Here is a 23406-nt window from a genome sequence, read left to right as displayed (position 1 = left end):
AGAGACAGAAGAATTTTCAGCATTGTTTCCCGGATAAAGAATCTGCGGAAACGCATGATTTTGCGGCGTGACAAGGCGCAGAGCGAAGACATCAGCGGGAGCATACAGAAGTATGTGACCGGTGTGGCTGAGCGATGGCAACGCGGTCACGGTGTAAAAGAGGCGTTTCGGCACAAAGAATTTGCCTGGCGGCTGTAGCGCGGTGGTCCCACCTGACCCCATGCCGAACTCAGAAGTGAAACGCCGTAGCGCCGATGGTAGTGTGGGGTCTCCCCATGCGAGAGTAGGGAACTGCCAGGCATCAAACAAGTGAAGAAGCCCTGAACTGACGTTCAGGGCTTTTTTACGTCTGCGATCTGCCGGATAACCCCTGGTCTCTGCGCCGTTCCGGGCCGGATGCCTACCTTTACCGGCGTTTAGCGCGCAAGGGTGAACCTGCAGCAGGGCACGGGTGCAGTGGCGGAGCGACGTAAAACACAGGCACGTCATCTTGTACGCGCCAGGCAGGCTATTATCAGTAGGCATCTTAAAAAATGCCTTAAAATCGTTGAAGATCGTCTGGTTGAGTTGGATAAGATGGGCAGCATTAATTAAAGAAAAAAAAAGACCAGCTATTTTAAAAACGCGGAATGCGTTTAAAAACAGCCGGTCGCGTGCTTTTTTAGCGCCGTTATTATTTATATAACTCAGCGGTTACGTGGGCATAATTATTGGTGTCTGCACTGATAACTCTAAAATGATCGCCTTGTTGTTTCGCCTGTCTGGCAATTTTAGAGACCGCGCCATCCAGTGTTAATGAAGTGGCAGAGACGGTTTGTGCAAAACAACCGAAAGACATCAATGAAAATGCCACGGCAGCAGCAGCTGACGTTACTTTATTGATTTTCATAATATTACCCCTTTATTTCAGTTGATGAAGGAGTCTGTCTGGCTCCGTTAAAATTAAACTAGCAGAGTATGTGCAGTTTTAAATTAACGCCCTGTGCTCTAATTAATATCAAGCTGCTAGCATTATTTTCAGTGTGTAAAAGAGAATATCAGCAGGTTAAATCTGTAGGGATTTAATACTGGAATAATATAACTATACACTGGAATATCTTTCAGCCTGATTGTTTACAGCGCATAGTGAGATGCACTTTTCAGCTATGCCTGCTGACCAGCTCGTAATCTAAAAAACCGTCAAATCGTCCGCACAGTGATTTATCTGACCTTCGCCTGTACAGCCTGAGTACGATCACAAAGCCCTGACCACCCAGGGCGAAGCTGTATCCCGCTGTCAGCTGTCAACATGATTCCGTTAAAGGCCTGTTCAGCAGACTTATTGGTTTTAGCGCCTCCGTTCTCTTTTTACCTTTCTGGTGTTTCGGTGACGCCGATCCGGACACCGGGTAAAGGAGTACAGCAGCGGTCAGGTATGCGCATCAAGAGGCTACCTGGCGCCGGATAAGCGCTATATAATCTATTGCATTACGCTTCGGGGAAACCTCATTGAATACAACATTAAAGCGCCTGACGCTTGCAGGCATAGTGACGCTTACCGCCTTAAACAGTTATGCCAGCCGTGTTGTGACCGATCAAATTGGCCGCACCGTTACGATTCCAGATCGGGTTGACCGTGTGGTCGTGCTTCAGCATCAAACGCTGAATCTCCTGGTGCAGTTAAACGCGACAGATAAAATCGTAGGGATTCTCGCTAACTGGAAGCAGCAGCTAGGGGACAATTACGCGACGCTGGTACCTCAACTGACGCATAAAGCGCTGCTGGGTGATTTAACCCACGTGGATTTGGAAAAGCTGGTTGCGCTGCATCCACAGGTGGTATTTGTCACTAACTATGCGCCAAAAGAGATGATTGACCAAATCTCTGCATTGGGTATTCCGGTCCTGGCAATTTCATTGCGCCATGACGAGGCCGGACAGCAGGATGAGATCAACCCCAATATGCAAAACGAAGATCAGGCGTACGACCTGGGTATAAGAGAGGGGATTACGCTGATTGGGGAAGTCGTCAACAGGCAGCAGCAGGCCAAAGCGTTAATCTCAGCGGCATTCGCCGGTCGTCAGATCGTCACCGACCGTCTCAAAAATATTCCTGAGCAGCAGCGTGTTCGCGCCTATATGGCTAATCCCGATCTGACCACCTATGGAGCGGGTAAATATACCGGCCTGATGATGGCGCATGCCGGTGCCCTTAACGTGGCGGCCTCGTCGATTCAGGGATTCAGGCAGGTCAGCATGGAGCAGGTTGTCGTATGGAACCCACAGGTCATCTTCGTGCAGGACCGCTATCCCCAAGTGGTAAAGGAGATTCAACAGAATCCCCTTTGGCGAACCATTGATGCAGTGAAACATCACCGGGTATGGCTGATGCCTGAGTATGCCAAGGCATGGGGCTATCCCATGCCGGAGGCCATAGGGTTAGGTGAACTGTGGATGGCGAAGAAACTCTACCCTGATAAATTCCGCGACATCGATATGCAGCAGCAGGCTAATCGCTGGTATCAACGGTTCTACCGGACGTCATACCATGAGAAATCTACAGGTTCTGGCAGCAGGTAGCCTACGTGACGTGTGGAAGATGCTCATGACGGCCTTCCATGCCGAATCCGGCTTAACAGCAAATACTCTGTACGGGCCAGCCGGTCTGCTGCGTCAGCGCATTGAACAGGGTGAAATATGCGACCTGTTTGTTTCGGCTGACCTACAGCATCCAGAAAAGCTGCGCCAACAAGGCCTGGCAGATCATACCGGCCATTTTACAAATAACAGGCTTTGCCTGACGGCTAAACGTGATTGCGTCATTGAACAGGACGACTGGCTGTCGCTATTACGCCGTGAGGATTTGCGGCTGGGAACCTCAACGCCGCTTTGCGATCCCGCAGGTGATTACACCCTGCTGTTGTTTGACCATATCGAACAGCACCATCCCGGTTGTGGCGATGCACTCAGGCAAAGAGCGATCGCTATGGTTGGCGGACCAGGCAGCTTGCCTGTGCCTGCGGGTGACCTGGCAGCACAGTGGATTATCAATACGGGCCATGCTGAGCTGTTTATCGGTTACGCCAGCTATGCGCCTCGCCTGGCTCGTTTTTCCCAGCTTCGGGTTTTTAACATTCCTTCCGCTTACAATGTCCAGGCACGATACGGCTGGGCCACGCTGTCCGCCGCGGCCAGGCCGCTCGCGGCATTCCTGGGTTCCGATACGGCGCAACAGATTTTACGCCAGTACGGTTTTCTGTCCCTCAGCCAGTGACAGAACAGGCTTTCAATTTCTTTTTCGCAGGGGCGCGCTTAGCGAGATGTCACATCTCTGCCCGCGCCTTGAAACTTTTTCACCTGTTGATATGCAGACTCGACATTTAGCCTTTAACTGGTTATCTTTGGCTGTCTGGATGTCTAAACGTATATATGGTTACTAGAGGTGATTAAGCTATGCCAATCAGGGTCCCCGATGAATTACCGGCAGTGAATTTTTTACGTAACGAAAACGTCTTTGTGATGACGTCGTCACGTGCCAGTGTTCAGGAGATCCGTCCGCTTAAAGTGCTGGTTCTTAATCTCATGCCCAAGAAGATTGAGACGGAAAACCAGTTTCTGCGCTTACTCTCTAACTCACCGCTGCAGATCGATATCCAGCTACTGCGCATCGACAGCCGGGAGTCGCGGAATACACCCAGCGATCATCTCAACAACTTCTACTGCAATTTTAACGATATTCAGCACGACAACTACGACGGCTTAATCGTGACAGGTGCGCCGCTTGGCCTTGTTGAATTTAACGATGTGGCTTACTGGCCGCAGATAAAACAGGTGCTAGAGTGGGCGAAAGATCATGTTACCTCAACGCTGTTTGTCTGTTGGGCCGTCCAGGCGGCATTAAACATTTTATATGGTATTCCTAAACAGACCCGGCAGACTAAACTGGCGGGCGTCTTTGAGCATCAAATACTGCATCCCCATTCCTTACTCACGCGGGGATTCGACGATAATTTCCTCGCTCCCCATTCACGTTACGCTGATTTCCCGACGCAGCTCATCACGGATTATACCGATCTGGAATTATTTGCTGAATCGGAACAAACCGGCGCGTATCTGATGGCGAGCAAAGACAAAAGGCTGGCGTTTGTGACCGGGCATCCGGAGTACGATGCACTGACGCTGGCGGGAGAGTTTCAACGCGACTATGAAGCCGGGCTGAATCCTGAAGTACCCTATAACTATTTCCCACAGGATAATCCGCAGCTTACACCGCGCGCCACCTGGCGTAGCCATGGCAACCTGCTGTTTTCAAACTGGCTGAATTATTACGTCTACCAGATTACGCCGTTTGATCTGCGCCATATGAATCCCACGCTGGAATAATCCTTTTTAGCGACAACTGAACCGTGTTAGCCGCTGGCAGCACGGTTTTTTTTCGTCTGTAAAACGTGAGTGAAAAGTATTACCTGTTAAAAAATAAAATAAATCATTTATTAATCATGATGATAGGTCGTTTATTTATTAAAAATGGAAATAGTTTTTGATTTTAAAATTAAAATGAATATGCTCTGATCCTGTAGCTCAATAATTACCCTATCTGTGGATCATCCATGTTGATCCGCCTGAAAACAGGAGAGAGCAGACATGACAGACTCGGTTATCAACAGTGAATTACTTTTCAGTAAACCCTTTAGCGATGCGGAAAAGCAGTTGCTTACTCCCGATGCCATCGCTTTTCTGCAGGAACTGGTGACGCGTTTTGCACCCCGGCGTGAGACATTGTTAGCCGCACGTCAGGTCCGGCAAAAAGAGTACGATTCCGGCGGGTTACCGGACTTTGATATGGAAACGGTTTCCATAAGAGAGCAAGCGTGGACGATTCGTGGTATTCCGGCTGATTTACAGGATCGTCGCGTTGAGATCACCGGTCCGCCCGATCGCAAAATGGTGATTAACGCCTTGAATGCTAACGTAAAAGTGTTTATGGCCGACTTTGAGGACTCGCTGGCACCTTGCTGGGAGAAACTCATTGACGGACAGCAAACCTTACGGGAAGCCGTGGCGGGAACGCTGCGCTATACCAGCGAGAACGGAAAAATCTATCAGCTACGGGCCGATCCTGCGGTATTGATGTGCCGGGTACGTGGACTGCATCTGTCTGAAAAACATGTCAGCTGGCAGGGCAATGCGATTCCCGGTGGTCTGTTTGATTTTGCACTCTACTTTTTTCATAACGCGGAAGCCTTACTGGCAAAAGGCAGTGGTCCCTATTTTTATCTGCCTAAAACTGAGAGCTGGCAGGAAGTTGCGTGGTGGCGGGATATCTTTAGCTTTGCCGAGGATCGTTTTGATCTGGCTCGCGGCACCATAAAAGCCACCGTATTGATCGAAACGCTACCGGCGGTATTCCAGATGAATGAGATCCTGTGGAATCTGCGGGATCATATCGTGGGGCTGAACTGTGGCCGCTGGGATTATATTTTCAGCTACATCAAGACGCTGCGCGAACATGCCGATCGGATTCTGCCCGACCGGCAGTCTGTAACCATGGCTCAGCCGTTTCTGGATGCTTACTCACGACTGCTGATCCAAACCTGCCATCGCCGTGGTGCTTTTGCTATGGGCGGCATGTCAGCCCTGATCCCCAGCAAGGACAGCGCGCGCAATGAATGGGTGCTGCAGCGCGTCACTGAAGATAAACAGCGTGAAGCTAACAACGGACATGACGGGACCTGGATAGCGCATCCCGGTCTGGCAGACACGGCGATGTCGGTGTTCAACGCCGTGTTAGGCGAGCGTCCCAATCAGCTGCAGGTTCTGCGGCTGGATGACAGCCCGATAACGGCAGAGCAGCTTCTGGCACCTTGTGAAGGTGACAGAACCGAAGCGGGCATGCGCGCTAACATTCGTGTGGCGTTGCAGTATCTGGAAGCCTGGATTAGCGGCAATGGCTGTGTCCCCATCGATGGCCTGATGGAAGATGCGGCAACTGCAGAAATTGCCCGGACTTCAATCTGGCAATGGATCCGCCATCAGAAATCGTTGCTCGATGGACAGCCGGTTACGGCCGCGCTCTTCCAGCAGCTGCTGAACGATGAGCTGCAAACGCTACAGATGCATCTGGGCGATAAGACATTCAGTTCCGGTCGTTATGAGGAAGCGGCGCGCCTGATGGCGCAGATCACAACCCAGGACGAACTGGTTTCCTTTCTGACTCTGCCAGGCTACCGCCTGCTTCCCTGACTTAAGGAGCCGTTGCCATGACACGTACTCAACATATTCAGCAACTCGAAAAACAGTGGCAGAACGCGCGCTGGCAGGGCATTACCCGCCCGTACAGCGCAGAGGAAGTGATTAACCTGCGGGGCTCTGTTGTGCCGGCCTGTACTCTGGCAGAGCGGGGGGCGGTGAAGCTTTGGTCGCTGCTCAATGGCGACGCTAAAAAAGGCTATATCAACAGTCTGGGAGCATTAACGGGCGGTCAGGCTCTGCAACAGGCAAAGGCCGGTATAGAAGCGATCTACCTGTCTGGCTGGCAGGTCGCTGCCGATGCCAACGTAGCAGGGCAAATGTATCCGGATCAGTCGCTTTATCCGGTCAACTCCGTGCCTGAGGTGGTCACCCGTATTAATCAGACATTCCAGCGCGCCGATCAGATTCAGTGGGCTAACGGCACAGAACCGGGAGACAGCCGCTATATCGACTATTTTCTGCCTATTGTCGCTGATGCAGAAGCGGGCTTTGGTGGCGTGCTGAATGCGTTTGAACTGATGAAGTCATTGATCAGCGCAGGCGCGGCGGCCGTGCATTTTGAAGATCAACTGGCGGCGGTGAAGAAATGCGGTCATATGGGCGGTAAGGTGCTGGTGCCAACCCAGGAGGCGATACAGAAGCTGGTGGCGGCGCGTCTGGCTGCTGATGTCATGGGCGTACCCACGATCCTGCTGGCGCGGACCGATGCGGATGCCGCAGACCTGATCACGTCTGACTGTGACGAATACGACCGCCCCTTTATACGCGGCGACCGCACGGCGGAAGGTTTTTTCCGCACCAACGCCGGCATTGAGCAGGCAATCAGCCGTGGACTGGCTTACGCCCCTTACGCCGATGTCCTTTGGTGTGAAACCTCCACCCCGGATTTGGCCATGGCCCAGCGTTTTGCCGATGCGATTCACGCCCGCTATCCAGGCAAGCTGCTGGCTTACAACTGTTCGCCTTCGTTTAACTGGAAAAAGAATCTGGATGACAAAACCATTGCGGCCTTCCAGCAGGCGCTCAGTGACATGGGCTATCGCTTTCAGTTCATCACGCTGGCGGGCATCCACAGCATGTGGTTCAACATGTTCGATCTTGCGCACGCTTACGCTCAGGGCGAAGGCATGCGCCATTATGTGGAAAAAGTTCAGCAGCCGGAGTTTGCTGCGCGAGAACGGGGTTACAGCTTTTCATCGCATCAGCAGGAGGTCGGAACAGGCTATTTCGATCAGGTGACCAACACGATTCAGGGCGGCAAGTCATCGGTGACGGCCCTGACAGGGTCCACCGAGGAGCATCAGTTTTGAGTTGAGTCTGTGTCTTTCCCGCCCAGCATCTGCGGGCGGGCTTTTTCAGGAGTGAATCATGCCGCCACGCGAATCACTGATTGCTCACACCATTCTGCAGGGTTTTGACGCGCAGTATGGCCGTTTTCTCGATATTACCGCAGGCGCACAACAGCGTTTTGAACAGGCCGAATGGCAGGCGGTACAGCAGGCGATGAAGGCGCGTATTCATCTTTATGATCATCACGTGGCATTAGTCGCCGATCAACTGCGCGTGCTGAACGGGGCGGCACACTGGGACGATGACTTTTGGCTGACGATTAAAAGCCATTACGAAACCCTGTTGCCCGGCTATCCGCGCTACGAAATTGCCGAGAGCTTCTTTAATTCGGTGTACTGCCGGTTGCATGGCCATAATGCACTGCAGCCGAAACGCCTGTTTATTTTCAGCTCTCAGCCAGCCTCAACGCAAACTTCCCCTGCGCGCCCTCTGGCGCGAACCTACTTGCCACATCAGGGCTGGCAAGCGCTGTTCCATCAGGTACTGCGCGACCTGCCTTTAACGCTGCCATGGCAGGACCAGGCGCGCGATGAGGCGTGGATTTACCGTCATTTGCACGAGCAGTTTTCCGCCGCCCAGTTGGCGCAGGGCTGGCTGGATGTTTGCAGTGAGCTTTTTTTTCGCAACAAAACCGCCTGGATTGTTGCCCGGCTGCACCTGCCCGACGGTATATTTCCCTGTCTGTTGCCGATTCAGCGCAGCGATAGGGGCGAACTGTGGATTGATACCTGCCTCACGGACGTCAATGACGCGAGCATCGTGTTTGGCTTTGCCCGCGCTTATTTCATGGTCTATGCGCCGCTGCCGGCGGCGCTGGTGGCCTGGCTCAAACCTGTATTGCCGGGTAAAACGCTGGCAGAGCGCTATATGGCTATCGGCTGTCAAAAACATGGCAAAACGGAAAGCTATCGGGAATATCTCCAGGCGCTGGCGCAAACCGACGCCGCGTTTGAGATCGCACCGGGTATTCGAGGCATGGTGATGCTGGTGTTCACATTACCGGGCTTTGATCGGGTATTTAAAGTCATCAAAGATCGGTTTGCACCGCAAAAAGAGGTCACAGAAATGCAGGTCAGGGCCTGTTATCAGCAGGTCAAAGAGCACGACCGCGTGGGGCGCATGGCCGATACACAGGCTTTTGAACAGTTTGCGTTGCCGCTCGCGCGTATCGCTCCCGCGCTACTTGAGGAATTTCAACACACGATTGCCGGAAAGATACGTATTGAGGGCGATCGCCTGATCATCAGCCACCTCTGGCTGGAACGTCGGATGCAGCCCCTGAATCTTTACCTGGCGCAGGCCAGTGAAAACCAGCGCCAGCATGCCATTGAAGAGTATGGCAATGCGATCAAACAACTGGCTGCCGCCAACATCTTTCCCGGCGATATGCTGTTTAAAAACTTTGGCATCACCCGACACGGGCGCGTCGTGTTTTACGATTACGATGAAATCCGCCCTATGCAGGAACTCAATTTTCGTGAGGTTCCTCAGGCGCGATATGAAGAAGATGAGCTCAGTGCGGAGCCCTGGTACAGCGTAGGGCCGGATGACGTCTTTCCTGAAACCTTTCGCTATGCGTTATGCAGCGAGCCTGCCACAGGCGCACTACTGCAACAGCGGCATCCGGAAATTTTTGAGGCGAGCTGGTGGCGTGCACAACAGCAGCGCATCGCTCAGGGGCATATTGAGGACGTGATCGCCTGGCAGCATGCCCAGCGTTTCTGCATCCGATACGGCAGCACGTTGACAACGTCGTCGCGCTTGCCTGCTATTGCAGGCATTCAGCCGTCCGTTTTTGCCAGCGGCCATGAATCAAACAGATAACCATCAAAATCAAGGTCATCAACATTGGAAAACTCCAGCAGGCGCTGTTTCACGTTTTCAAGATGCTGCCACATCGCCAGCTTTGCAGCGCGTGCGTCCTTCTTGATGAGTGCAGCAAGAATCTGTCGGTGATCGATCAACCATGCTTTACGATAAAGCGTATCGCCCAGGTGACTGTGCAACTGAATCCACATTGGGTTATTTTCACGCCATTGCCAGGACTGGCGAAACAGTTCGACCAGCATGCTGTTATGCGTGGCTTCGGCAATGGCAAGATGAAAATGCATGTCACCGCTCTCTGAGTTTTCCAGCGAGCAGCTTGCCAGTTCGCGCTCTTCTAACAGCAGGGCCTGGCGCATTTTGACGATATCTTCTCGCGTGGCCTGAAGCGCGGCGAATTCGGCGATATTACTTTCCAGTAGCTGTCGTGCCTGAAGCTGTTCAAACGGGCCGGCATCGTTGCAAAAATGCGTGTTCACTTCTTCAATACGTAATGGGTTTTTGTGCTCCACCACATAAATACCAGCACCGCGTCTGACTTCGATTAGCCCTTCAATTTCCAGCATAATCAACGCCTCGCGAACCACGGTGCGACTGACGTCGAGCATGTCAGCAATTTCACGTTCTGGCGGCAAGCGCTGACCCGAGCGGTAAGGCGTCTCCAGAATCAGTTGCCGGATTTTCATACCCACTTGCTGATAGGGCCGCTGCTGAGAGACAGACCTCATAATTATGCTCCCGTCAGATACCGTTCCGGCGAAAACTATATCACCCAACGGGTAAGGTAACAGGATTTTGCGCACGTTAAGATAAACTGGTTGACCAGATAAAAAGAAAATATATCCTTTATTTAACAATTGGTTGCGGTTTTTATTAAAAGTGACATCATGCGATGCCACTTTTGAAACAGCTGTGCGACATAATGGATGCGTCGTTACTTCAACATAAAATCGTATTGCACGCCGGTTTTCACATCCCAGTAATAAAGTTTATCGCCCAGCGCGCTGCCGGGCCGCTTCTCTCTGGCACGGTCAGCAGCCACGTACATATTCAGTCCTTTGAATGGCCCATCGGTAACGTTATACATCACTGCTCCCATGAGTCCGAGCCCGTTAATTTTAGTATTACGCTGCTTGTCTTCGTAACCTCTGGTAATAATTGGCCCCAGCATGACACCGACGTTTTGATTTAAGAAATACTGCCCGCCAAACTGCGCGGAGAACATGTTTTCCTTGTTGCGGTCGATGCTCAGGGAGTCGGGATAGCCAATATCGGTGTAGACAATGCGCCCATCGATATCATGGGTCAGTTTGCCCACGGCGCCGAACAATCTTGCCTTAGCAAAAGAGTAGGTTAAGCGCCCGGAAATTAAGGCGGTCTCGTGATGGTAACTAAGAGGCTTACTCATCCCTTCTACCTGACCATAAAATCCCATAAGCTCCCATTTCAGCGCGTGGTCGTTAGAAAAGGTATGCGTTTTTTCGAAAATGCTCTGCACCTGTGTTGAGACATCTTGCTGATAAGACGCCCCCAACGAATAGCGTGACGCGGCATCGTGCCATGATCCCACCAAATAGCCGCGTCCCCGGCGGGGATGATACTGACCTGTTGCGCTGTCAATCACCCCTTCATCACGCACGCCGGTTGCTGAATCGACATAGTAGAAGGCGCGTTTACGCCACATCGACCAGAATTCCAGGTTTTCCGTTGCCTCAAAACGGGCCAGGACGCCTTCAGAAATCGTCTGTATCGTGCGAGACGAATTATCGGCAATCAGGGGAATGCGGTAGGGGAGACTGCCGTAACCATAGTCGGTACCAAACCGCCCAATGGTTAAGTAGAGATTATCGGCGGGTTTAAGCTTGACCGCGCCGACTGCCACGCCAAAACTATCGTGCCCATCCAGATAGTAGCGGGTGCTCCAGCCGTCTTTCGCCCCCAGTTTGTAAACGTAATAGGCACCCGCGCTGATACCAATAAAGTCAGAATAGTAGCGGGTGTTCACATCAATGAGTCCGCCTTGTACCCAGGCGTAGATATCACGCCCGCTACCTGCACTCGGCTTATCTGCTCGTCGAAAATCATTCTTTAAACGAATTCTTAAACTGTCTTCATTATCATTGATGGCTGCGGCGTACAGCAGCGAGGGACACAGCAGCAAAGCGATGGCCATGCAGCGAAAAAAACGTGTGTTCATAAAGGAATCCCTGGCGTATTAAGTATTTTCATTACGTTCAGGCGCAGGCAGAACGGGCTGCTATCCAATGGGATCAGCCATGCGTAACGTGCAACCCACTCAAGAACTGGCCTGGTTGAATTAAGGGCGTGCGTTATTATCCTGCTGCCACACCTGTTCATAGTCGTAGCCGGTCAGGGCCTTCACCACGACTTTGGTTTCGGGTGTACAGTCGGCTTTATTCCCGCCGGCCTTAAGACGATCAATTTCTTTCACCAGAACCCGATGCGTTTCACGGGTCAGCTTAAATTTGAAGGTCATATATAAGCTGATGAGTAATAAACCACCGGTGCCAAAGACCAGCAGACCAGTAATTGCATTCAGCGCACTTTCTGGCTGAATTAACTGCCCTTTAACGAAATGACTGTGCTCCAGTACGGCACCGACCATCATAATTGCGACGGCCACAGTACTTTTACGCATCAGCGTCATCACGCCAGCAAAGACGCCTTCACGCCGTTGACGTGTAACCATTTCATCCACATCAGGAATAAAGCTGTAAATATTCCAGGGGATAAAATAAAGCCCAGCGCGGCCAAAACCTAACAGAACAAATACCAACGTGGTGAGCCACCAGGAAGACACAGCGCTATGGCCGATATACATCAAAATGAGATAACCGAGTACAGCAAAAATACACAGATAAGAAATACGCATGGCCAGGGCGGGCCTGATATTCAGCTTGTCCAGCATAAACATGAAAAGCAGCGTTGCGGGAATGGATACGGAGGTGGCAATCGAAAGATAGGCTGACGCGTTTGCCGCATCCAGACTCAGGCCATATACGACGAAATAAACGAACACCGCTATGAAAATATCCAGCGCCGTAAAAGATGAAATATAGATAATCAAGTGCTGTCTGAATATTTTGATTTTGAAGGTGGTGGCCAGCTCGATAAACATATTTTTCAGGTGGGATATCAGTCCAATACTCGGCCCGGCGTTAAGTCGCTCAAACTCTTCGGGGTTCATGTCTTTCGATTCCCAGGTACAGGACCAGGTAATCAGCACCACAATAAAAAACAGGCATGAAAACAGAATGCCGGTGTAGGTGTATGTCAGGGCAGAGTCCTGACCAAAATACTGGATCATAATGCCCGGTACTGAGGCGGTGAGGAAGGTGCCCACCTGTGAAAACGTCAGGCGGATTGCCGCCATACGGGTTCTCTCACCAAAATCGTTGGTCATCTCTGCCGCCAGGGTTTCCCAGGGCACCAACACCATCGCCACCAGTAACTCAACCGCGAGATAGGTCCCAAGATAGTACCAGTAGCTCATGTCGCTGACCCAGACCAGCGCATAGATAAACATCAGCGGTGCGCTGATGAGCAGGAAGAAGCGGCGTCGGCCAAAACGTTTACCGAGGCGGGTGCTGCCAAACTTATCGGTGATATAGCCCATTATCGGGCTGAGAATAGCGTCAATGATGCGGGCAATAGCAAAAATGGAGCTCGCCTCGAGCATCGAAAGACCACAAAATGTCGTATAGAAAAAAAGCAACCATGTCCCAATTAGCGCCATGGAGCCACCGCCAAAAATATCGGTAATGCCATAGCCTATTGCGGTGCCCGTGCCCACCTTCCTGCGTGGCGGTATTGTTGTTGTCATCATAATGTTCCCTTGATTAATTCAGCGTAACAGTCAGAAAACATCTTCAGGTTGTTATGCGATCGTGAAGATGAAGAGAATTATTCTTTAGTTAATTTGTAATGGGAGAAACGGTTAAATTGGATCGGCGCTTTGTTTAAATAATTGTTCCTCCTTTTTTATTTTTTGTTGGCTTTAATGTTTGAAATAATTGGTTTGTTCAGGTTTCGACATTTAATATCGAATGAACTTTATTTTGGTTAACCAGTGTTAAGGGTGGTTAAGTCAACACAGTGAAGGCTATGTTGATTATCTGTCAGTGTATTTTTTTGTCTGTAGTGCGAACGCATGGTAATCAGTCTGCTATTTTAAAAAAAAGAGGTTGATCACAAATCCCCTGGATGTCCATAAGTTAGACTTAAAGTCAACTTTTGGTTGACCAATTAAGTGATTGAAATGTCTTATTACGTGAGAAGGATGTTGTTTGATGTGGGTCTTATTTGGGGTTTTTGTTAAGCAAGGTGGCGAGTAATATATAAAATCTATTCGCCTCGTTATGTATAAAAGCAATCAAAATAACGCTTTTTATTTTTTTAAATATTCAAGGAATCGATAATGATTTATTTTACATCAGGACCTGTTCCATCCTCTGCAAAACTTGAAACCGCTATGGATGCGGTTATCGATCAGGCGATTGATGCACAGCGCATTGTCGGTTGTACGGTGATGGTAGCTAAAGCCGGCGAGTTAATGTATCAGCGAGCGGCGGGTCTGGCTGACAGAGAGCAGAAGAAAAGCATGGCGCTGGATGCGATTTTCCGCCTTGCCTCGCTGACCAAACCCATCGTGAGCCTCACGGCAATGCGCCTGATCGAACAAGGGTACATGAGTCTGGATGACGATATTACGCGCTGGCTGCCCGATTTCCGTCCCTGCCTGGAAGAGGGGCAACCTGCAACCATCCTGGTGCGACATCTTCTGAGTCACATGTCAGGTTTACGGTACCGTTATTCCGCGCCGGCTGATTCCCTTTATCACACCCTGAACGTGTCTGATGGGATCGACTATCAACCGGGGTTATCCATTGAAGAGAATCTACAACGCCTGGCAGGCACTCCGCTGCAGTTTAAACCGGGCAGCGGCTGGCGTTATTCCCTGGGCATTGATGTTTTGGGCGAAATCATGGTGCGGGCAACCGGTAAGCGTTTGCCGGATCTGGTGAGTCATGCGGTCACGGAACCGCTTGGGATGAAAGATACGCTGTTTACCGTCCGGGATAAGGCGCGTTTAACCAGGGTGTACACCGATGACAGCCCGGTGCCCACGGCGATAGGTGAGAATCAACGCATACCTTTCGGTGAGGGCGCAGCCATTTTCTGTCCTGACCGTATTCTTAAACCCGATGCCTGGCCGTGCGCCGGCGGGGGAATGGCAGGGACAGCCCCCGATTTCATGCAATTGCTGGAAACGATCCGGCGACAGGGCGCCCCGCTGGTTACGCGCGACAGCTTTGACTTTATGACGCAGGAACACGTAGCCGCGAAATATGCCACGCAGGGACCGGGATGGGGATTTGGTGTGGGCTGGGCACTGCTTGCCGATCCCGATGCGGCCGGGTCGCCTCAGTCAGCGGGCACGCTGTCGTGGAGCGGCGCTTACGGCCATACCTGGTTTGTTGATCGCCAAGAAGAACTGTGTGTACTGGCCATGACAAACACGACGCCGGAAGGGGTAAACGGTCAGTTCCCCGTGATGCTTCGCGATGCCGTATATAGCGGTCTTGCGTAGTTGATTGTTGGACTGACGGCGGGCGCCCCCTTCCAGGGCGGCGCTGGCCAGTCCACAGGCTGTTTCTTATAAAGGCTGCGGTTGAGAAAGCATCAAGAGCGCGCCGGCGTTATCGGGCGGGGCGGCATTTCTTTAACGGCCACTGTACGCCAGGGTGACCTGACGGGCTTCGCGGATGACCAGCGCGCCCAGTTCGGTGATGCGGTCGTCCGTCATACGGGCAATAGGCCCAGAGATGGAAAGCGCCGCAAATGGCTCGCCGTGCTCATCGTAAATGGGGGCCGCCACGCAACGCAAACCGAGCGCATGTTCTTCGTCATCGAAAGAAAATCCCCGCGTCCGGATCTGTGCCAGATTGGTTTTCAGACTCTGAGGTGACATCAGCGTATTGGGCGTGTAGTAATGCAGGCCTTTCTGATGCAGCAGAGCGGTAACCTGTTCGTCGCTGAGATGCGCCAGAAAAGCTTTACCTGCGCCCGATGCATGCATTGGCAGTTTGCCGCCGATCGGTGCAGACATGCGCATCAGTTGCGTACACTGTACCTGATCGATAATCACCGCCTGAAAATCGCTGAGGTCCAGCACCGCCAGATTGACCGTTTCACCCGAGTTTTCCATCAGCGTACGCAGCACCGGGTGGACCAGCGCCAGCAGGTTCCGGCTCTGTAAAAAACTGCTGCCAACCACAAACGCATGTGCCCCCATGGTCCAGTAGCCTAAATCGCCCTCCTGGCGCACAAACCCCTGCTGCTGCATAGTGGTCAGCAAGCGATGTGTTGTGGAGTTAGGCAATCCGGCCTGCTGCGCGAGTTCGGTAAGCGCGACGCTGCCATGTGAATTCGCGATCAACTCCAGCAGCGTTAACCCTCGGGTCAGTGACTGAACCTGACCGCCTGCGGGCGCAGAGGGGGCAGGGGTGCCACGGGGTTTTTTTCCGCGTTTGGCGGCGACGGGCGTTGCCATTCTGTTTCTCCTTTTCACATAGTGGAAACCATTTTCGTTTTAATCAGCCTGAATGCAAACGCTGGCGTGCTGGTCAGACCTGATAATCACTTCCCTGAAATTCTCCACGAAGGTTACTTTGAGGCATCATGGCCTTATGCAAGAATGACTGGCTGGTATTTCACCAGCGCATTGACGTGGATGAGACAACCGTGAGCAATCTGACCGACGCGCTGCATCAGCAACTTGCCCAACGCATTATGGTATTAGACGGTGGAATGGGCACCATGATCCAGAGCTATAAACTGGACGAACACGATTTCCGTGGCAGCCGTTTTGCTGACTGGCCCTGCGATCTCAAAGGCAATAACGACCTGCTGGTGCTAAGCAAACCAGAGGTGATCCGCGAGATCCATGATGCGTATCTGGCCGCCGGCGCGGACATTCTCGAAACCAATACCTTTAATGCCACCCCCATCGCGATGGCAGACTACCAGATGGAAGCCCTGTCGGCAGAGATTAACTTTGCGGCCGCGAAGCTGGCGCGTACCTGCGCAGATGCGTGGACGGCAAAAACGCCAGATAAACCGCGCTATGTCGCGGGCGTACTGGGCCCCACCAACCGTACCTGCTCGATCTCACCCGATGTTAACGATCCGGCATTCCGTAATATCACCTTTAATCAGTTGGTGGACGCCTATCGTGAGTCCACCCGGGCGCTGGTGGAAGGTGGTTGCCACATCATCATGATTGAAACGGTATTCGATACGCTCAACGCCAAAGCGGCTGTTTTTGCGGTGAAAGCAGAGATGGAAGCCCTCGGCGTGGTGCTGCCGTTGATGATCTCCGGCACCATCACCGATGCTTCAGGCCGCACGCTTTCCGGACAAACTACCGAAGCCTTTTATAATTCGTTGCGCCATGCAGAACCCTTATCCTTTGGTCTGAACTGCGCACTGGGGCCGGATGAACTACGTCAGTATGTCGCTGAGCTGTCACGCATCGCCGAAGGCTATGTTACTGCCCACCCCAATGCCGGTTTGCCCAACGCCTTCGGCGAATACGATCTCGATGCAGAGGTGATGGCGCAACAGATTGGGGAATGGGCCAACGCCGGATTTCTGAACATTGTTGGCGGCTGCTGCGGCACCACGCCACAGCACATCGCTGCCATCGCGGCGGCCGTGGCAGACGTTGCGCCACGTCAGCGCCCCAAATTGCCCGTTGCCTGCCGTCTTTCGGGTCTTGAACCGCTGAATATCAGTGCAGAATCGTTATTTGTGAACGTGGGAGAACGCACCAATGTTACCGGCTCTGCTAAATTTAAGCGCCTGATTAAAGAAGATAAATACCATGAGGCGCTGGAGATCGCGTTACAACAGGTTGAGAGCGGTGCCCAGATTATTGATATCAATATGGATGAGGGAATGCTGGATGCGGAAGCCGCGATGGTGCGTTTCCTCAACCTGATTGCGGGTGAGCCCGATATTGCCCGCGTGCCCATTATGATCGACTCCTCGAAATGGGAGGTGATTGAGAAAGGGCTGCAGTGTATTCAGGGAAAAGGCATCGTCAACTCCGTCTCAATGAAAGAAGGTGAGGCCGTATTTATCCACCATGCCCGCCTTGTTCGCCGCTACGGGGCCGCCATGGTGGTGATGGCCTTCGATGAGGTGGGGCAGGCCGATACGCGTGAGCGGAAGATTGAGATCTGTCGCCGCGCCTACCAGATCCTGACGCAACAGGTGGGGTTTCCGCCTGAGGACATCATTTTCGATCCCAATATTTTTGCCGTTGCGACCGGTATCGACGAACACAACAACTACGCGATGGATTTTATTGGCGCCTGCGAAGACATTAAACGTGAACTGCCCCATGCGATGATCTCGGGTGGCGTATCTAACGTCTCGTTCTCGTTCCGGGGCAACGATCCGGTTCGTGAGGCGATTCACGCGGTGTTTCTCTACTACGCCATCCGTAACGGTATGGACATGGGAATCGTGAACGCCGGGCAGTTGGCCATTTATGACGACCTGTCTGACGAACTGCGTGAGTCCGTTGAGGACGTGATCCTTAACCGGCGCGCCGACGGCACTGAGCGATTACTGGCGCTGGCGGAAAAATACCGCCGCAATAAAAGCGACAGTGCGGATGAAAAGCAGCAGGTTGAATGGCGCGGCTGGGACGTAGTAAAACGGCTGGAATACGCACTGGTCAAAGGCATCACCGAGTTTATTGAACAGGACACGGAAGAAGCCCGTCAGCAGGCCGCGCGCCCGATAGACGTAATTGAAGGGCCGCTGATGTCCGGCATGAATGTGGTGGGGGATCTGTTTGGTGAAGGCAAAATGTTCCTGCCGCAGGTCGTGAAATCGGCCCGCGTGATGAAACAGGCCGTCGCCTGGCTTGAACCCTACATTCAGGCCAGTAAAGAAGCCGGACGCAGCAACGGCAGGGTGGTGCTGGCAACGGTAAAAGGCGACGTCCACGACATTGGCAAAAACATTGTTGGCGTGGTCCTGCAGTGCAATAACTATGAGATTATCGACCTCGGCGTGATGGTGCCGGGCGAGAAAATCCTCAAGACCGCGCGCGAAGTGAAGGCTGACATCATTGGTCTTTCCGGGCTCATCACGCCGTCGCTGGATGAAATGGTCAACATGGCGAAAGAGATGGAGCGTCAGGGATTTACGCTGCCGCTGTTGATTGGTGGCGCCACCACGTCTAAAGCCCATACCGCCGTGAAAATCGAACAGCACTACAGCGGGCCCACCGTTTATGTGCAAAACGCCTCGCGCACGGTGGGTGTCGTGTCATCCCTGCTATCGGATACCCTCAGGGATGACTTCGTCGCGCGCACCCGCAAAGAATATGAAACCGTGCGTATTCAGCATGCGCGTAAAAAACCGCGCACGCCGCCGGTCTCACTCAGCGCTGCGCGCGACAACGCGACGAAAATTGACTGGGACAGCTATACACCGCCCGTCGCGAAGCACGTCGGTGTCAGGCCCGTCGACGCGGGCATTGACGTGCTGCGCAATTACATCGACTGGACGCCCTTTTTTATGACCTGGTCGCTGGCTGGCAAATACCCGCGCATCCTGGAGGATGAGGTCGTGGGCGATGAAGCGAAACGACTGTTTGCCGACGCTAACGCGATGCTGGATAAGCTGAGTGACGAAAAAGCGCTGACGCCACGCGGCGTGGTCGGCCTGTTCCCGGCTAATGGCGTGGGCGACGATATTCATATCTTTGCGGATGAGCAGCGCGATACGCTGCTGAGCATCAGCCACCATCTGCGGCAGCAAACGGAAAAAACCGACTTTGCCAACTACTGTCTGGCCGATTTTGTGGCGCCGAAAAGCAGCGGTAAAGCTGATTATATCGGGGCTTTTGCCGTGACGGGCGGGCTGGAAGAAGATGCGCTGGCCGAGGCTTACGATAAGCAGCAGGACGACTACAACAAGATTATGGTCAAAGCCATTGCGGACCGCTTAGCCGAGGCCTTCGCCGAATATCTGCACGAACAGGTGCGCAAAACGATTTGGGGTTTTGCGCCCGATGAGCACCTCAGTAATGAGGCGCTCATCCGCGAAAATTATCAGGGCATTCGCCCGGCGCCGGGCTATCCGGCCTGTCCGGAACACACCGAAAAAGCCACTATCTGGGCGCTGCTGGATGTGGAAACGCATACGGGTATGAAACTCACGGAGTCTTTTGCCATGTGGCCAGGCGCCTCGGTATCAGGCTGGTACTTCAGCCACCCAGACAGCCGCTACTTCGCCGTGGCGCAGATTCAGCGCGATCAGGTTGAGGACTATGCGGCGCGTAAGCGCATGTCGGTAAGCGAAGTGGAGCGCTGGCTGGCCCCTAATCTGGGTTACGACGCCGACTGAAAAAACAAGGCAGCCTGATGGCTGCCTCTTTTTTAGTTAAACCGGGCGTCACGGTCCGAGGTCATGTCATACAGCTGGTACTTCCTTCCCAGCATCTGGCCACCATCACGGGTGAGCGGTACCCAGTTAATCTGCGCACGGCCACGGGTTGGCGTAACGGTAAACAGATCCATGGGGATGGAGATATAGAAGCCTTTAGTAAAGTCACCTTCGCCATACTGTTGCGATGATACGTTAGTTTTTGTGGCATAAACGCCAACCATCACGCCACTGTCGAAGCGCTTAGAGAGATCAATGGTGACGCCTTTATCCTTCGCCAGATACTGCCCGACGCTGGCTTTCACTAAGACGTTCTCCATAAACCAGGGACGCCAGTAGCCGGTAAGATTACCGGTCGGCGCTTCGTAACGGGTGAATCTCATCATGTCATTCCAGTCACGCTGGCGCACATAGTTAGCATCCACGCCAACGGCCCAGTTGCTGTCTACCGGACGATAGAGGACTTCGCCGCCTACGCCGCCATACATGGTTTCCAGATAGCCGCCGTAGACCTGGCCATAGAATCCATTACCCAAATAATCCATGTAGTTGGCTTGCAGATCGTTAACGTAAACGTTGTTTTCAACGTAGTCGCGAATGTGCGTACGTACGCGTGGCAGCGTGGAATCCGCAGGTGCGCCATTGTAGTTAAACTTGTTGTAGTTGTTCGCAACGTTAGCAAACAGGCTACCGCCTACCAGCAAGTGATCGGTGAGCCAGTAATCGACGTTGCCCATCACGCCAACCTGGTACAGATAGAAACTTTCCGGGCCGCCCACAGACTGGTTAAGTACCGGCGACAGGCTGTAACTCAGGCGCTCTTTGCGAATAAACATGCCCTGCTCGGTAGACTCCGGATCAACCGGATCTGTGCGGACCTGTTGTAACGGCTTCTCATGCCCTAATGGATAACCCCCCAGCTCGTTGCGCAGGCTGGCAACGGAGGTTTCTGTCGTGACCTGAGGCATGTTGTAACGCGACTCCGTCACGTTTATGGTCTCAATACCGTCTGGGAGATGATTCATGATGATGCGGTTCGCGCGATCCACACCTTCACGCGTGTCACGGTATTTGGTTTGCTCGCCTGATACGTACAGCGTGCTGCCTTTGGTCTGGATTTTTGGACCTGCCAGGCCCGCGTTGGACTTCAGTTCAGACAGCTGATTACCTGTCACCGTGGTTTCCAGCAGCTTAGGTTGCGGGTTCGGATTGTAAGCAGGTTTCGGACTGTCGATATGATCCTGATGCATATCGTTGAAGTTGGTGCGAATGGTGAAGCCGAACATAAAAGTATTGCCGCGCTCATAGCTGGCATTGATATCGGCCCAGTCAGTGACGCGGTAGATTGCGCCGACGTTGACCTTGCTGCGCTGCGGCAGGCGTCCGGCGAAATCATCCTTGTAATCGTTACCTTCGTATTCCACCTTCAGGCGCAGCGGCTGCCAGGGCGTCTGGTATTCTATCCCGCCAAATACCGCCGAAGGGCCGTGGAACATCTGCGAGCCATTGATCGATCCCGCCTGACCGACGCCGGGACGCTGACAGTAGCTGTCGCTGTAAGAACAGAAGGGATTTTTCACGGTTCCGCTGTTGCCCAGATAGCCCCAGCCCATACCCAACGTAAAGTCGAACGGCCCCCAGGCTTTGGTGGCGACCAGGTACTCGCTGTCGAACAGGCCGGTGCCGCCCAGATCGCGGGTACCAAACGAGACCTCCGGCAGCCAGTAACCTTCCTGCCACAGGCGCAGCTTCAGGTCGAAAGCTTTATCTTTATAGCTTTGGTTGCCGCTGAAACTTTCCACCGCGCTGTAACGCCGGGTGCGCACATCGGTATAACGCACGGTTGTTTCCAGCCAGGGAAAAAGCTGCAGTGAAGCAGAATAGTAGCGATACTGATCATTATCGCGGAAGTTCAGGCTAAATTCGCCCTCTTTCGCCATACGCGCGGTGGGCACCTGCATCAGGCCCACGCCGCCAAAATCAGACTGCGAAGGCGTTACCGGCGCAGCATACATTTCCGCATGGGCCTGACAGGCGCTTGCCACAGAAACAGCCAACAGGCTGAGAAGATAACGTTTTTTCATCAGTCTGGTATCCGGTGAGTCAGAACAGAAACAAGGCGATCATTCAGGTCTTTAAACGCGCCTGGCAGGCTCCACGACGAGAAGCCCGTCATAATGATGCTGCCGGGTTCGGGTTCAACGTGGCGGTGATTCCAGTAGGCCACAGGCGCTTCCCGCGTCGTGCCGTCCGGCGCAATCACAATCGCGATATTACGTTCTGCTCCAGCCTGGCGGGGGTGCTCGCTCAGGTAATCCCGTACGGATTTCCCTGGCTGCCAGTTCACGGCACCGGCGCCTGCGATGGGGCCAAACAACAGGACGCTGGTGCTGGGCTGGGTAAGGTAGAGGTCGTAGCTGCCTTCCAGGCGGCGGTTATCCATCGTGTGCAGACGGATCCAGTCGGGATCCAGAGAGGTGAACTGCCGCCCGGTCACCCGGATACCGCTTAACTGACGAATAACGGCATCAATGGCCGCAGCCTGATCTCCGCTACTGTCGGCACGCCAGGCGCGCAACTGTGCCAGCGTTTGCTGATACTGCTGCTGCGCGACTGCCGTAGCCCCGCGCTCGGCAATAACGGCGCGTCGCCAGTCAGTCTGTGTCATCAGCGCGGGCTGAGTCACCAGCTGTGCCAGGTTTTCCACCTGGTTAACCTGTACGCTCTGGGTATCGTGGGGGGCATGCACGGTAACCTGACCTGCGGCCTGAGCGGCCAGGGTGGTGAGCAGGCTCATTCCTGCCAACAAGCGTGTTATGTTTTTCATGATTTTGCCGGCTTCAGAATGGTGATATCAACAGGGAATGCATCGGCAGCCAGCATTTGTCGGGACTGCACGACCTGACCGCTACTGTTGTCGATCCAGAACGTGTTTTGCCACTCGCGACCCAGGCTGTCGATATGAAGCTGCTCATGCCAGACGCGGCAGGCAATGCGGTTCCCCGCAATATCCAGCACCTCGTCATCGCCCCGCGTGAAGGTTGAGCTCAGGGTACCGCTATGGACGTTGCCCTGAACGGTCCACTGAACAATTCGCCTCCAGCTGTCTCCGTTGCTGAGGTGCAGGCCTTTAGCCAGCGGATCCTGCTGTAAATTACTGACGTCTGTCAGATTGTCAGGCAGGCCCAGCGTTTTGATCAGCCTGCCATGTGCGGTAACCAGCATCGATTGATCGCGAGTGACCCACTTTTGCTGGCCATTTTCGTTATAACCCAGCACGACAAAAATACGCTGGCCATCATTGATTCGGGCATACAGGCTGGCATAGGGCAGATTATCAATCTGCTGAGGCGTGACGGTGACATCTTCTGGCCCTTCAATGGCCATTATCACGGTCTGTTCGAGTCCTTTTTGCGTTTGTGTACAGGCCTGCAGCAGCAGGCAAACGAGCAGCAGCGGAAGTTGGCGCACAATGTGTCCCTGATAAATGATGCCAAAGTAAAAATAACCACA

The 23406-nt window shown here is 53.1% G+C and carries 17 protein-coding genes and 1 rRNA gene; 10 read left to right on the top strand and 8 right to left on the bottom strand.

The genetic code is table 11. The annotated features are described in order from the left end of the window. Window positions 1-54 precede the first annotated feature (54 nt). Together GKC68_RS21325 and rrf are read left to right on the top strand one after the other, a co-directional pair. Window positions 55-198, top strand: coding sequence for a hypothetical protein (locus GKC68_RS21325; RefSeq protein WP_158541463.1), 144 nt, complete (start codon window positions 55-57; stop codon window positions 196-198). Next, window positions 185-300 (top strand): 5S ribosomal RNA (rrf, locus tag GKC68_RS21320). Before GKC68_RS21325 ends, rrf begins: the two co-directional genes overlap by 14 nt. Before the next feature lie 373 nt (window positions 301-673). Here the strand turns inward: rrf and GKC68_RS21315 are convergent. Next, a complete protein-coding gene (locus GKC68_RS21315; RefSeq protein WP_014606960.1) occupies window positions 674-889 on the bottom strand; it encodes a DUF1471 domain-containing protein in 216 nt (71 codons plus the stop codon). Between the two features lie 599 nt (window positions 890-1488). On the opposite strand from GKC68_RS21315, the gene GKC68_RS21310 reads away from it, so the two are divergent. From GKC68_RS21310 to aceK, 6 genes are all read left to right on the top strand, one after another. Beyond that, window positions 1489-2559 carry an ABC transporter substrate-binding protein gene (locus GKC68_RS21310; RefSeq protein ID WP_047714725.1) on the top strand — a complete coding sequence of 357 codons (1071 nt, stop codon included), beginning with the start codon at window positions 1489-1491 and terminating at the stop codon, window positions 2557-2559. Beyond that, window positions 2528-3253: a substrate-binding domain-containing protein gene (locus tag GKC68_RS21305; protein ID WP_247101187.1), complete on the top strand. Its 726-nt coding sequence runs from the start codon at window positions 2528-2530 to the stop codon at window positions 3251-3253. Before GKC68_RS21310 ends, GKC68_RS21305 begins: the two co-directional genes overlap by 32 nt. A 179-nt stretch (window positions 3254-3432) precedes the next feature. Next, window positions 3433-4362 (top strand): homoserine O-succinyltransferase, encoded by a 930-nt coding sequence (gene metA, locus GKC68_RS21300; RefSeq protein ID WP_013024132.1) that lies wholly within the window; start codon window positions 3433-3435, stop codon window positions 4360-4362. Between the two features lie 261 nt (window positions 4363-4623). Beyond that, entirely contained in the window at window positions 4624-6222 is a 1599-nt protein-coding gene (gene aceB, locus GKC68_RS21295) for a malate synthase A (protein ID WP_342656486.1), read from the top strand. 17 nt (window positions 6223-6239) lie between these two features. Then, the gene (gene aceA / locus GKC68_RS21290) at window positions 6240-7541 is read left to right on the top strand and encodes an isocitrate lyase (RefSeq protein ID WP_028721869.1); all 1302 of its coding nucleotides are present in this window, start codon (window positions 6240-6242) and stop codon (window positions 7539-7541) included. Between the two features lie 58 nt (window positions 7542-7599). After that, the gene (gene aceK / locus GKC68_RS21285; protein WP_110983312.1) at window positions 7600-9405 is read left to right on the top strand and encodes a bifunctional isocitrate dehydrogenase kinase/phosphatase; all 1806 of its coding nucleotides are present in this window, start codon (window positions 7600-7602) and stop codon (window positions 9403-9405) included. Here the strand turns inward: aceK and uxuR are convergent. From uxuR to GKC68_RS21270, 3 genes are all read right to left on the bottom strand, one after another. After that, on the bottom strand, window positions 9363-10133 hold the full coding sequence (uxuR, locus tag GKC68_RS21280; protein ID WP_247101189.1) for a Uxu operon transcriptional regulator: 771 nt from the start codon (window positions 10131-10133) through the stop codon (window positions 9363-9365). The two genes, aceK and uxuR, sit on opposite strands and share 43 nt — an antisense overlap. A 206-nt stretch (window positions 10134-10339) precedes the next feature. Beyond that, complete coding sequence (uidC, locus tag GKC68_RS21275; RefSeq protein ID WP_342656485.1) at window positions 10340-11602, bottom strand: glucuronide uptake porin UidC; 1263 nt, start codon at window positions 11600-11602, stop codon at window positions 10340-10342. A gap of 120 nt (window positions 11603-11722) precedes the next feature. Next, window positions 11723-13252 carry an MFS transporter gene (locus GKC68_RS21270; RefSeq protein ID WP_028721873.1) on the bottom strand — a complete coding sequence of 510 codons (1530 nt, stop codon included), beginning with the start codon at window positions 13250-13252 and terminating at the stop codon, window positions 11723-11725. A gap of 591 nt (window positions 13253-13843) precedes the next feature. On the opposite strand from GKC68_RS21270, the gene GKC68_RS21265 reads away from it, so the two are divergent. Then, a complete protein-coding gene (locus tag GKC68_RS21265; protein WP_342656484.1) occupies window positions 13844-15016 on the top strand; it encodes a serine hydrolase domain-containing protein in 1173 nt (390 codons plus the stop codon). A 132-nt stretch (window positions 15017-15148) separates the two neighbouring features. Here the strand turns inward: GKC68_RS21265 and iclR are convergent, their stop codons facing one another. Continuing rightward, on the bottom strand, window positions 15149-15979 hold the full coding sequence (gene iclR / locus GKC68_RS21260; protein ID WP_014595049.1) for a glyoxylate bypass operon transcriptional repressor IclR: 831 nt from the start codon (window positions 15977-15979) through the stop codon (window positions 15149-15151). A gap of 191 nt (window positions 15980-16170) precedes the next feature. Here iclR and metH point away from each other — a divergent pair, with 191 nt between their 5' ends. Further along, the gene (gene metH, locus GKC68_RS21255) at window positions 16171-19854 is read left to right on the top strand and encodes a methionine synthase (RefSeq protein ID WP_342656911.1); all 3684 of its coding nucleotides are present in this window, start codon (window positions 16171-16173) and stop codon (window positions 19852-19854) included. Window positions 19855-19886: 32 nt separating this feature from the next. Here the strand turns inward: metH and GKC68_RS21250 are convergent, their stop codons facing one another. Genes GKC68_RS21250 through GKC68_RS21240 form a run of 3 tightly spaced genes read right to left on the bottom strand, consistent with a single transcriptional unit; the run spans window position 19887 to window position 23364 of the window. After that, complete coding sequence (locus GKC68_RS21250) at window positions 19887-21977, bottom strand: YjbH domain-containing protein (RefSeq protein WP_028722829.1); 2091 nt, start codon at window positions 21975-21977, stop codon at window positions 19887-19889. Beyond that, window positions 21977-22720 carry a capsule biosynthesis GfcC family protein gene (locus GKC68_RS21245; RefSeq protein ID WP_342656483.1) on the bottom strand — a complete coding sequence of 248 codons (744 nt, stop codon included), beginning with the start codon at window positions 22718-22720 and terminating at the stop codon, window positions 21977-21979. Before GKC68_RS21245 ends, GKC68_RS21250 begins: the two co-directional genes overlap by 1 nt. Continuing rightward, complete coding sequence (locus GKC68_RS21240; RefSeq protein ID WP_342656482.1) at window positions 22717-23364, bottom strand: YjbF family lipoprotein; 648 nt, start codon at window positions 23362-23364, stop codon at window positions 22717-22719. The genes GKC68_RS21245 and GKC68_RS21240 overlap by 4 nt, the downstream gene beginning before the upstream one ends. Window positions 23365-23406 lie beyond the last annotated feature (42 nt).

The sequence above is a fragment of the Pantoea sp. RSPAM1 genome (genome assembly GCF_038816185.1).
Lineage (GTDB): Bacteria > Pseudomonadota > Gammaproteobacteria > Enterobacterales > Enterobacteriaceae > Pantoea > Pantoea ananatis.
This window is presented reverse-complemented; position numbering and strand designations above follow the sequence as displayed.

Excerpts from the sequence above, each read along its gene's own strand:
- aceK (WP_110983312.1), top strand. The coding sequence starts at position 7,600 with ATGCCGCCACGCGAATCACTGATTGCTCACACCATTCTGCAGGGTTTT.
- GKC68_RS21250 (WP_028722829.1), bottom strand. The coding sequence starts at position 21,977 with ATGAAAAAACGTTATCTTCTCAGCCTGTTGGCTGTTTCTGTGGCAAGC.
- uxuR (WP_247101189.1), bottom strand. The coding sequence starts at position 10,133 with ATGAGGTCTGTCTCTCAGCAGCGGCCCTATCAGCAAGTGGGTATGAAA.
- GKC68_RS21315 (WP_014606960.1), bottom strand. The coding sequence starts at position 889 with ATGAAAATCAATAAAGTAACGTCAGCTGCTGCTGCCGTGGCATTTTCA.
- aceB (WP_342656486.1), top strand. The coding sequence starts at position 4,624 with ATGACAGACTCGGTTATCAACAGTGAATTACTTTTCAGTAAACCCTTT.
- iclR (WP_014595049.1), bottom strand. The coding sequence starts at position 15,979 with ATGGCAACGCCCGTCGCCGCCAAACGCGGAAAAAAACCCCGTGGCACC.
- aceA (WP_028721869.1), top strand. The coding sequence starts at position 6,240 with ATGACACGTACTCAACATATTCAGCAACTCGAAAAACAGTGGCAGAAC.
- metA (WP_013024132.1), top strand. The coding sequence starts at position 3,433 with ATGCCAATCAGGGTCCCCGATGAATTACCGGCAGTGAATTTTTTACGT.
- GKC68_RS21245 (WP_342656483.1), bottom strand. The coding sequence starts at position 22,720 with ATGAAAAACATAACACGCTTGTTGGCAGGAATGAGCCTGCTCACCACC.
- GKC68_RS21265 (WP_342656484.1), top strand. The coding sequence starts at position 13,844 with ATGATTTATTTTACATCAGGACCTGTTCCATCCTCTGCAAAACTTGAA.
- GKC68_RS21270 (WP_028721873.1), bottom strand. The coding sequence starts at position 13,252 with ATGATGACAACAACAATACCGCCACGCAGGAAGGTGGGCACGGGCACC.
- GKC68_RS21325 (WP_158541463.1), top strand. The coding sequence starts at position 55 with ATGATTTTGCGGCGTGACAAGGCGCAGAGCGAAGACATCAGCGGGAGC.
- GKC68_RS21305 (WP_247101187.1), top strand. The coding sequence starts at position 2,528 with ATGAGAAATCTACAGGTTCTGGCAGCAGGTAGCCTACGTGACGTGTGG.
- uidC (WP_342656485.1), bottom strand. The coding sequence starts at position 11,602 with ATGAACACACGTTTTTTTCGCTGCATGGCCATCGCTTTGCTGCTGTGT.